This is a genomic window from Natrinema gari JCM 14663 (genome assembly GCF_000337175.1).
In the GTDB taxonomy this organism is placed as follows: domain Archaea; phylum Halobacteriota; class Halobacteria; order Halobacteriales; family Natrialbaceae; genus Natrinema; species Natrinema gari.
Genome location: NZ_AOIJ01000020.1, coordinates 1 through 1,068, shown reverse-complemented (window position 1 = coordinate 1,068; position 1,068 = coordinate 1). Strand labels below are relative to the sequence as shown.

The following is a 1,068-nucleotide window of genomic DNA, read 5'->3' as shown; positions in this document are numbered from 1 at the left end:
CGGCTACCTACGACGGGAGCCCGTCGGACCTCAACCGACTGAAAGAGTACGTTGCACAACAGGACGCGCCCGTCCGGCGTGGGACCGAGCACATCGGCCTCCACGAGGACGAGTGGGTCGTCCCCGATGGAACGCTGACGGCCGACGGCTGGACGGACGACCCCGGAAGCGTGTTCGAGGCGGCGAACACCCCACTCGCGAACAAGTGCTCACTCGAGCCCGACATGGGTGACGACTACGACGACGAGACTGTCCGCGAGATCCTCCGCCTCCTCCCGAAAACGCGGATCACCGAACGGCTACTCCCAGCGCTCGGGTGGTTCTACGCTGCCGCAACGCGGCCGTACATCCAGCAGTGGGAGGGTGAGTTCAACATCCTCGCGGTCACCGGCGATACGGGTGCCGGTAAGCCCGCGACCCTCGAGACGCTGTGGTCGTGTTTCGGCGTCGGTGGCGATCTCCTCCGTGCGGACGGGACGACGTTCCCGAAGATGCGGGCGCTCGCGACGTCGAACGCGCTCCCGATCGTCTTCGACGAGTACAAGCCGGCCGACATGTCATCGTACGCGGTCGACCAGTTCCACAGTCTCCTGCGGACGTCGACCCGTGGCGGGATCGAGGAGAAGGGACGTCCCGACGGCAGCGTCGTCGGTCACGAACTTCTCGCGCCGGCGGTCATCTCCGGCGAGCAGGCCCTCCGCGGGACTGCCGAGGAGCGTCGGACGCTACAGACCAACTTCTCGCGGCAGGCCAGCGTCGGCGGCACGCCCGAATCCGAGGCGTTCGCCCGGCTCACCGGCGGCGAGGTCAACGGCGAGGTCGCCGAGGGCTACGACCTTAGCGAACACGCACTCGCCTACTACCAGTGGGTTCTCGACCAGGGCGAGGACGACCTCCGGTCGACCTGGCGCGACGCACGTGAGGAGGCGACCGACTGCATCTCCGAGTTGGGGTTCAGTGGCCTCGATGATATGCGCCACCAGGCGATCCAGACGCTGATCTATGGCTGTCGGCTGTACCAGTCGTTCGCGCACGATATGGGACTCGGGGCTGGCGAGGTGCCGATCG

At 66.9% G+C, this 1,068-nt stretch carries 1 pseudogene; it reads left to right on the top strand.

The annotated features are described in order from the left end of the window. Positions 1-1,068, top strand: a pseudogene (locus tag C486_RS21260) (DUF927 domain-containing protein); the annotation flags it as partial.